Here is a 2,500-nt window from a genome sequence, read left to right as displayed (position 1 = left end):
TTTTGAGAAATTGGAATCTATGCTCCCGGCATAACAGAGAAGGAAGGAATTCAATATTGGGTCAACATTCAAAAGTCCGGGAGAAATCAAAATCCGATCCAAAGAAAAACGATCCGAAATTATCGGATGGGGAAGAAGATCGTAATGTCTGTATTTTTTTCTATCCGGACCGAAATGATCCAAAAGTAGAATTCGTGTTTTTGAATATTCTGGAATTAGAATGTCTCTGGAATCCACGATGAGCAAATCCAACTCGCCGTCGTCGGGAAATTCCTCAAGCCAGAACGTTTCGTAGGAAGCCGCGGACAATAATGCGAATAGAATTCTGGAACGTTCGAAATGACCGCTTCCGAATTTTTTCGGATTTCCCACTAAAACTCCAACGCTAGATTGATTCGTTACTTTTGTGGACTGAGTTTGAAAACGGATTTGTTCCACGCCTTGGTTTCCCGCAAAAACGTTCGGCTCTCTTTCAAAAAGTTGAATACATTCTTTAGCGCCGAAAAAAGGATTTCGATCGTTGAGCAGATTGAAAATTTGGGAGACGGTTTCGAAATCTTTCGGCTCGTCGATCGTAAGTCTGAGTTTCGGTAAAACTTTCTTTTCTTTTTCGGTGAGTAAAGAGGAAAGTTTGGCGATTCGAAATCGATGCGGGTTCTCTTTTATGGAAAGGCTTACGTGTTCTTTGTGTCTTTCTTCGAGAACTTGAGGACACCACTCAAGGGCCTTTCTTGTAAAGATTTCTCCGCCCATACCCAAAGGAAGTCCTGTCACATAAGCAAGATCTGGTTTTGTAAATTGAAACGACTGCAAAAGTTGGTTCAAGTGAAGCGTATCGTAAAACGGATTGTCGCCTGTGAGACGCAGAATCGTGTCCGCTTTGAAAAATTCTGCGGCTTTTATATATCTCTGTCTTACGTCGAGAAGATCTCCGGTAAAAAAACGATACTTCCTATTTTCTAAAAAAGAACGAAGCTCCTTATCCTCTTCGGGGATCAAATACACGATTTGTTCTTCGGGAAGAACGACCCGAATTCTGTCTTGGATTCTGTCGATGAGAGTTTTTCCGGAATTAAAAGGAAGTTCTCGTAAAACCTTACCGGGAAGTCTTATGGAACCCGTCCGAGCCTGAATAAACGCGTAAATATTACGCGTTGAACGTATACCACTCATCACAATTCAGACAGGGCGCACCCGTAGTTTCATGTTTTCCGTTTAACGAATTGGCAAAAGAAGGCAGACCTTTTTGCCAAACTTGTATTAGGGTTTCCTTATGAAGATTTCCGAATACCTTTCCCGGAGTTTGTTTACAGACGGAAACGGTTCCGTCCGAATTCACGTAAAGATCCCGGTTGAGATGCCAGCAGAATTCCCTCTGAATCGGAGTGAGATCGGTAACCCTTTTTTCCGGCATAAGGCCAGCGTAACGGTTGTATTTTTGAAGAACGACTCCGTAACCTTGTTTTTCGGTTTCATCCACCCAAACTTCCACTTCGTCTTCAGCTTCCTGAATCTTTAAAAATTGAAGATAGATTCTATTTTTTGGAAAGATTTTACCGAGTTGTTCCAGGTTCGAAAGTACTCGGTTCAGTTCTTTTTTTCCGTAGAGAGAGTTATATTTTTCCTGATTTCGGGTCGTGAGATTAACGATCCAAGTGATTTTTTGTCTAAATGAGAAATCTAATGTATTCAAAAAATCTAAAGTTGAATTCAAGTCGGTATAAAGAGCTGTTTCTATAAATAATTCCTGTAGTAAAGAGGAGGAAAATTGAAAAGCGGTAGAAAGTAACTTCGCAAATTCGGGATGCAAAAGAGGTTCGCCTAATCCTCCGAAACAAACGCTGTATTCGTTGGAAAAAGATTCTTCCTGTTGTTTCAGTAAATTCTCCAGGAATACCGGACTAAGAAAGGAACCGTCTTGATCGTTAGGCGAAAATTGTCTCGGACAAAAACTACAACTCAATTCGCATCCTCGATATACTTCCAATTCCAGATACGAAGGGCCGGTTCTAAAAACTTCCGGATGTTTTTGAATCCACGGATGGATATCGGAATAGTTCCATACTTCTTTGGATTTCAAAAATCCTCTGACTAAGTTTAAGGATCTTTTATTTTTTAAAGAGAAGTCGAGTCTGTATTGTCTTAGATCCGGGTCGTGATAAAAGATTTCAACGTCGTAGTGGTTGATATTCTTGCCGAGATATTCCTGAACGCTTGTATCAACGGTTTCCGGAATCCCGTTCGTAAACTCCCTGGATAAAATCGTGGGAATGATTCCGGAAGGTAAGTTCTCGCTGTAAGAATACTGGGAAAGATAGTGATCGTGTCTTCGGTAGATTTCCAGGCTTAAGTTTTCGTCCAAACAAGGGAAAAGTCCGGTAAAGTAAAAGAAGGAGGCATCGTCCCAGTCCGGATCTCCGGTTCTGGATTGGGGAAGTTCGGAAGAAATTTTTTTTACAAATGAGATTTCGGACCGGTCTTCTAGTATTCTAATATTCAA

2 protein-coding genes (both cut by a window edge) are annotated in these 2,500 nt (G+C 41.0%); both read right to left on the bottom strand.

Features of this window, described 5'->3' with window-relative positions:
• Window positions 1-1,173: the 5' portion of a cytidylyltransferase domain-containing protein gene (locus LEP1GSC062_RS12330; RefSeq protein ID WP_020984414.1), read on the bottom strand. Its footprint begins 408 nt before the window's first position; 1,173 of the gene's 1,581 nt are visible here — the first part of the coding sequence; its start codon is at window positions 1,171-1,173; its stop codon lies beyond the left edge, outside the window.
• Window positions 1,148-2,500: the 3' portion of a spiro-SPASM protein gene (locus LEP1GSC062_RS12325; RefSeq protein ID WP_020984424.1), read on the bottom strand. Its footprint extends 192 nt past the window's final position; only the last 1,353 of its 1,545 coding nucleotides appear in the window; the start codon falls outside the window, past its right edge; the stop codon is at window positions 1,148-1,150. Before LEP1GSC062_RS12325 ends, LEP1GSC062_RS12330 begins: the two co-directional genes overlap by 26 nt.

This window comes from Leptospira alexanderi serovar Manhao 3 str. L 60 (assembly GCF_000243815.2).
In the GTDB taxonomy this organism is placed as follows: domain Bacteria; phylum Spirochaetota; class Leptospiria; order Leptospirales; family Leptospiraceae; genus Leptospira; species Leptospira alexanderi.
Note: the sequence above shows the minus strand (reverse complement) of the source record. Positions and strands in the feature narration are given on the sequence as shown.